Source organism: Crocosphaera sp. XPORK-15E, from assembly GCF_034931425.1.
Taxonomy (GTDB): Bacteria; Cyanobacteriota; Cyanobacteriia; order Cyanobacteriales; family Microcystaceae; genus UHCC-0190.
In genome coordinates this window covers 128,802-135,002 of record NZ_JAYGHQ010000016.1, presented here as the reverse complement: position 1 = coordinate 135,002, position 6,201 = coordinate 128,802, and the positions used below count along the sequence as shown (strand labels likewise).

The 6,201-nt window shown below is 38.3% G+C and carries 7 protein-coding genes; 4 read left to right on the top strand and 3 right to left on the bottom strand.

The genetic code is table 11. From position 1 onward, the window contains the following. Positions 1 to 546 precede the first annotated feature (546 nt). The 3 genes from VB691_RS18125 to VB691_RS18115 all read left to right on the top strand — a co-directional run bounded on the left by VB691_RS18125 (position 547) and on the right by VB691_RS18115 (position 3,090). Positions 547 to 1,320 (top strand): PspA/IM30 family protein, encoded by a 774-nt coding sequence (locus VB691_RS18125; protein WP_323292921.1) that lies wholly within the window; start codon positions 547 to 549, stop codon positions 1,318 to 1,320. Positions 1,321 to 1,504: 184 nt separating this feature from the next. After that, positions 1,505 to 1,831 carry a thioredoxin family protein gene (locus VB691_RS18120; protein WP_323292920.1) on the top strand — a complete coding sequence of 109 codons (327 nt, stop codon included), beginning with the start codon at positions 1,505 to 1,507 and terminating at the stop codon, positions 1,829 to 1,831. Positions 1,832 to 1,902: 71 nt separating this feature from the next. Then, on the top strand, positions 1,903 to 3,090 hold the full coding sequence (locus tag VB691_RS18115; RefSeq protein WP_323292919.1) for an LL-diaminopimelate aminotransferase: 1,188 nt from the start codon (positions 1,903 to 1,905) through the stop codon (positions 3,088 to 3,090). On the opposite strand, the gene VB691_RS18110 is transcribed toward VB691_RS18115, so the two are convergent. From VB691_RS18110 to VB691_RS18100, 3 genes are all read right to left on the bottom strand, one after another. Further along, positions 3,074 to 3,517 (bottom strand): hypothetical protein, encoded by a 444-nt coding sequence (locus VB691_RS18110; RefSeq protein WP_323292918.1) that lies wholly within the window; start codon positions 3,515 to 3,517, stop codon positions 3,074 to 3,076. The genes VB691_RS18115 and VB691_RS18110 overlap by 17 nt on opposite strands. A 183-nt stretch (positions 3,518 to 3,700) precedes the next feature. Beyond that, positions 3,701 to 4,330: a hypothetical protein gene (locus VB691_RS18105; protein ID WP_323292917.1), complete on the bottom strand. Its 630-nt coding sequence runs from the start codon at positions 4,328 to 4,330 to the stop codon at positions 3,701 to 3,703. Between the two features lie 436 nt (positions 4,331 to 4,766). Then, positions 4,767 to 5,123 (bottom strand): hypothetical protein, encoded by a 357-nt coding sequence (locus VB691_RS18100; protein WP_323292916.1) that lies wholly within the window; start codon positions 5,121 to 5,123, stop codon positions 4,767 to 4,769. Positions 5,124 to 5,387: 264 nt separating this feature from the next. On the opposite strand from VB691_RS18100, the gene VB691_RS18095 reads away from it, so the two are divergent. Continuing rightward, entirely contained in the window at positions 5,388 to 6,164 is a 777-nt protein-coding gene (locus tag VB691_RS18095; protein WP_323292915.1) for an amino acid ABC transporter ATP-binding protein, read from the top strand. Positions 6,165 to 6,201 lie beyond the last annotated feature (37 nt).

Here is a 6,201-nt window from a genome sequence, read left to right as displayed (position 1 = left end):
TGATTTTTTGGTCTGTCGTTGGCAATAACCGATATTGATAGGTGTATTTCATGAGCGTGGGCTTATTATGATACGGTGTTCGTAAAAATTAGGGGCATCGAACCCCTAATTTTTACCCGCCTTTCATCCCGACACCGACCCGAAGCGGGTACGGTGCGGGGCTTCTCTGCGGGAAGCTAAAAGAAAGCCTGTACCTTACTAGTTTACTTAAAGATTAAACCCATTAATCAAGTTTCCCTGATCTTGATGCTGTTCATAGAGCAATTCGTGGGAGAGTATATCAAGAGGCTTGTTGAACCTCCACTGCCGTGCATACGAGTGGATTCCCATATAGACTATATACTAACACAAATTAATTTGTTTTAGTTAATCAAAGACAAAAAAAGCCGTCGTAGAACGACGGGGTTTTAAACCCAATTTTCCGATAAACTAGAAGATAGCAATGTCTCCCTCAAGAGCATAACAACGCTATTTTTAAAACTGAGCGGAGCCGAAGTTTTAAACTGAAACCTTACTCAACCTTGTAAACGCCAAGAGAAAAGTATTATGGGATTATTTGATCGCCTAAGCCGAGTTGTCCGAGCCAACCTCAACGATCTCGTTAGTAAAGCAGAAGATCCAGAAAAAGTTTTAGAGCAAACCCTGATTGACATGGGAGAGGACTTGCTTCAACTGAAACAAGCCGTCGCCCGTACCATGGCAGAGCGCAACCGCACGGAACAACGCTATAAACAAGATCTAACCGAAGCCAATAAATGGGAACAACGGGCTAAACTCGCCCTCTCAAAAGGAGAAGAAAGTCTCGCCAGAGAAGCTTTGGTGCGGAAAAAATCTCATGGTGAGGTGGCAGCTACCCTTAAAGCGCAATTAGAACAGCAAAATGCTCAAGTGGAAACCCTGCGCCGCAATTTAGTCGCTCTAGAAAGCAAAATTTCTGAGGCCAAAACCAAGAAAAATATGCTCATTGCTCGCGCTAAAGCAGCCCAAGCCAACGAAGCCCTACAGGGTGCTTTAGGAGGCATCAACACCAGTGGCTCTATGGCAGCCTTTGAGCGCATGGAAGACAAGGTGTTAGAGGCAGAAGCTCGCTCTCAAGCGGTTGGCGAATTAACAAGCACAAGTCTAGATAACCAATTCCTAGAACTCGAAGCGGGTAGCGGCGTTGATGATGAATTAGCCATGCTCAAAGCACAAATTACAGGCTCTGCTCAACCCCAAGGGGCCTTACCCGAAGCCTCTAGTAACGAGCCATCTTCCCCCAAAGATAAGGTAGTTGATGCCGAATTAGAAGACTTACGTCGCCAACTGGATAACTTATAAGCCTGATGGGGTGACAGCTTGCTTGAAGTGTAGACGGAGGTTTAGAGTTAGGGGTTAGGGAAAATTTGGGGAAACTACCGCAAAAAGTGACCCCCAAAACCTAACCCAACCTAAAATCCCATCAAAAGTCAATAACGGGAACTTGTAAGCTAATAACTGAATAACCGATCACTGATAATAAATTATGAGTAGTGTTCTCGAAATTACCGATCCCAAATTTGAAGCCGAAGTATTCGATACAGATCAGCCTGTGTTAGTCTATTTTTGGGCAGCTTGGTGTGGCCCCTGTCGTTTGGTATCCCCTTCTATTAGTGCCATTGCTAATACCTATGGCGATCGCCTTAAGGTGGTCAAATTAGAAGTTGATTCTAACCCAGATGCTCGCTCCAAATGCAAAGTTGAAGGGGTTCCTGCCCTGAGACTGTTTAAAGATAAGGAGCTTCTCCTCTCCCATGAAGGGGCGATCGGCAAACAACAACTCGAAACGATGCTCTCTGACCATCTTAATTAAACAATGGGGTGATGGGGTAATGGGATCATTAAGACAATTATTCTCCTCACCTCCTCACACCCATAAAGATCATGCACTTTGCTCAACGTCTCCAAGCTTTACAATCTAACGTTTTTGCTGATATGGATCGGGCCAAATCTCAAGCGATCTTAACAGGAAAGACTATTATTGATTTATCTTTAGGATCATCAGATTTACCCGCCGCACCAGAGGCGATCGCAACTATTGAAAAGTCTTTACATGATCCCACCACTCACGGCTATCTCCTTCATCGCGGAACCCTAGAATTTCGGGAGGCGGTGGCCCAATGGTATAGCCAACGCTTTAAAATTCCTATTGATCCCCAAACTGAAGTTTTACCCCTCATTGGTTCCCAAGAAGGGACAGCACACCTACCTTTAGCATTACTTGATCCTGGAGATTTTGCCCTATTGCTCGATCCTGGTTATCCTTCTCATGGGGGTGGGGTTTATCTCGCAGGTGGGCAAATTTATCCGATGCCGTTGTTAGCTGAAAATGATTTTTTACCGATCTTTACAGATATTCCTAGAAACATTTTAAGGCAAGCAAGGTTAATGGTCTTAAGTTATCCCCATAACCCAACAACAGCAACGGCTTCTTTGTCATTTTTCCAGGAAGCAGTGGCATTTTGTCAAGCTCATGAGTTAGTTTTAGTTCATGATTTTCCCTATGTTGATCTAGTTTTTGATGGCAACATATCAGCCCCTTCTATTCTGCAAGCAGATCAAACAAAATCTATTTCTGTTGAATTATTTACCTTTTCTAAATCCTATAATATGGGGGGTTTTCGGATAGGTTTTGCCATTGGTAATGCTGAGATTATTAAAGGTTTAAAACAGGTAAAAGCAGTGGTTGATTTTAATCAATATCGAGGCATTTTAAACGGTGCGATCGCTGCTTTAAACTCTGCTGATGATACGGTCAAAAAAACCGTCGCTACCTTCCAAAAACGACGAGATGCGTTTATTAATGCCCTTGATAAAATTGGTTGGCCTGTTACTCCCCCTCAAGCAACTATGTATGTTTGGGCAAAATTACCTGATCCTTGGACAAACAAGTCCATTGAATTTTGTACTGAGTTAGTCGCAGCGACAGGGGTTGCTGTTTCTCCTGGGGCCGGGTTTGGTAAACAAGGAGAAGGTTATGTAAGATTTGCTCTTGTTCATGAACCTGATATTTTAGAATTAGCAGTTAATAAAATAGCCATATTTCTTAAGGATACTACTGCCAAATACTAAATTCATAATAGATATTGCCACGGGTACTATGACGACTTCCTCTTAATTCTTTTAATTTCTTATTCAAATAGTTTTGTGCTTCTTCTGAAGGTAACTGTGTGGCTTGCATAAAGGTTAAAATACTAATCCTTCCTTGACTTTGTTCTAACAATTTATAAAAAATAGTATCGATATCTTTTTTAACTGATTTTAAATAAAAATAAATGGATAAAGCATAAAGGAAGGATAAAAATAACCCCAAGAGATGTAAAGGAAAATTGCTAACAATAGATTCAATAAAGACATATTCAAAAACCAAAAAGAAAATCAAAGTAATCCAAAAAATATAGGCTTCCTTTACCTTTTCTCGTTCAACCTTTCCTCTTAATTTGATCAGGGCTAAAAAATAAACAATAATTGTTAATCCTAGATAGATGATCCACCTCATTAAAAATGCTCTCCTTTCCCTCAAAAAGTAATCATCTCTAACCTTAATCCTATTATAGCCTGATTTATTTCTACGAAACCAGAAAAGATCAGAAAGCGGTAAGGGTTTGATTTACAAACGATTTTGGCTTTGATATTTTGGTTGATAAAGATTGCTGATAACTAATAAAGAAGGAAATGTTATCTATTGAGAACGACTACCAATACCTCTACGTCCCGTTTTATAGTCTTCACTAACTTTGGTTAATTCTTGATCTATCTTTTCCTTATCTATGCTTTCATTAAAAACCAATGAAATGAGATCTGATGTGTAAGGAATTAATCGCTGTAAATGTAAATTAAGATGACTTTTACTGTCTGTTTGCTGTTGAATTTTACTTAGAGATTCTGGCGTTAAAGCTTTGATAGATTCTTCAGCTAATTTGGTCTGATGATAGTCTTGAAATTCTTCCAGTTGTTCTGAGATAAAAAATATCAAAGAATTAACTTCAATGGCATAATTATTGACATAAAGTCGATATAAACTAGCAAGTGGAACACTTTCCCATTTTTTAGCATAAGCTTTATGACTCATAAATATTTTTTTGATAAGTGCCGCATCTTCTTCTAATGATTCTGGGTTGAATTTATCTCGGAAATCAACAAAATTTAAGCCAATATGAATCACACTTAAACCTAACACTTTTTTGTGTATTAACCATTCAGAACTCATTGAAAAATCTATCTCTTTTCTCGGTGGTTCTACGCCTAATATAAAAGAAAAATCAGCCATTTTAGCAATAGTTTCCCTCAGTAGTGTTTCTGTAGGGCGCACTATTTTATCTCTCTGATAATTTCAGTATTCCCAATCAGATGACCCTGATCGCTATACCATTATATTTATATTTATTTATTTTATGTAATTCTTCTGATTATTCAATAATTCCTTATCATGATGAGCAAACTCAAAAGTATAGTTCCCATCCTAACAGACACAAAACCCATAGAGGATGGGAATTTAGGGATAGTTAGATAAGTAATTTTGGTATTTTGTCAAGAATGTCTTGACAAAATGTAATATTGTTGTTACATTAGTTTACATAAGACAGTAAACAAAATCTTAATTTTAACTGGTATTGTTTGCGATCTAAAATCGTGTGATTTCGGTATCTCCCATTGATATTGAGTTCTCCTAGATTACCTCGGTAGCGCGCCGGGGTTTTTTATTGGGTAAAAGACAAGGCAAACCCATCTAATTTTTGTTACGGAAGTCAATGACGATAATTGATAAAAATGCAGAGAATTACTAATAAAACTAGGGGATTTAAGGAAGGCTCATTAATTTTTACAGAAGGAGGAGGTTCGTTAGATTGATCCCCTTCATTATTTTGATCTTCGTCAGATGGAATCAAAAAATCATCTCCAACCTTCAACCAATTATCTTGAATAGGCAAGGAATCATCTCCAACCTTCAACCAATTATCTTGAATAGGCAAGGAATCATCTCCAATAACGGAAAAACTCTCATCTGCTATTAAGCTAAGAGGGTTAATTTTTGAAGAACTGCAGCTATCAAGAAAAAATAGAGGAATTAGTAATATTACTAATAATGAAAAAAGTTTGATCATAAATCTTTACAATCAAGAGTGATTATAGCAGTTGAATTGGCACTCTTAAGGTTCCCAATAAAATCATAAAAAATAACATCTTGGGTAAAAAATATTTGAAGCAAACAAATTTATTAGCTTTCAGCCGTCAGAAACTAAATCAGGAAAGCCTAAAACTAGGGATTCTCGTCAATGTACAAAAATACACTTTTTAGAATGAAATGACCCTAGTAAAATGTAAAATGGTTTCATGTTAAGTTAAAATATCTAATAATTGCGAAACTTATGACCCAATCTTTAAGTGATCCTTCTTCCCTATCTCCCGCAGAAAATGCCATGATTATTGCTGAGGATGTTGAGAAGTGGTATGACAATAACTTTCATGTTTTGCGGGGGGTGAGTCTCACAGTTCATCAGAGGGAAGTCGTAGTTATTATGGGGCCATCTGGTTCGGGTAAATCTACCTTTATTCGCACCTTTAACGCCCTTGAACCCTATCAAAAAGGCAATATCATCATTGATGGAATTAAGCTTAGCCATGACCTCAAAAACATTGACACCATTCGTCGAGAAGTGGGGATGGTTTTTCAACAATTTAATTTATTTCCCCATTTAACAGTATTAAATAATGTTACTTTAGCTCCCATTTGGGTACGTCATTGGAAGAAAGAAAAAGCCGAAGCATTAGCCATGCAATTATTAGAAAAAGTGGGAATTTTGGAACAGGCTTCTAAATATCCAGGTCAATTATCAGGAGGACAACAGCAACGAGTGGCGATCGCCCGTGCATTAGCCATGCAACCCAAAATCATGTTATTTGATGAACCAACATCCGCCCTAGATCCTGAGATGATTAAAGAAGTATTAGATACGATGCGAAGTTTAGCTGATTCTGGAATGACGATGGTTTGTGTGACTCATGAAGTGGGTTTTGCGCGGGAAGTTGCAGATCGAGTGGTATTTATGGACGGGGGAAAAATCATTGAAATTGCCTCACCAGAAGACTTTTTTAACCATCCTCAAGAAGAAAGAACTCAGCAATTTTTATCTCAAATTCTTTGACAATACAAAAAGCAAGGTGGGGAATGCCCAAAAAATA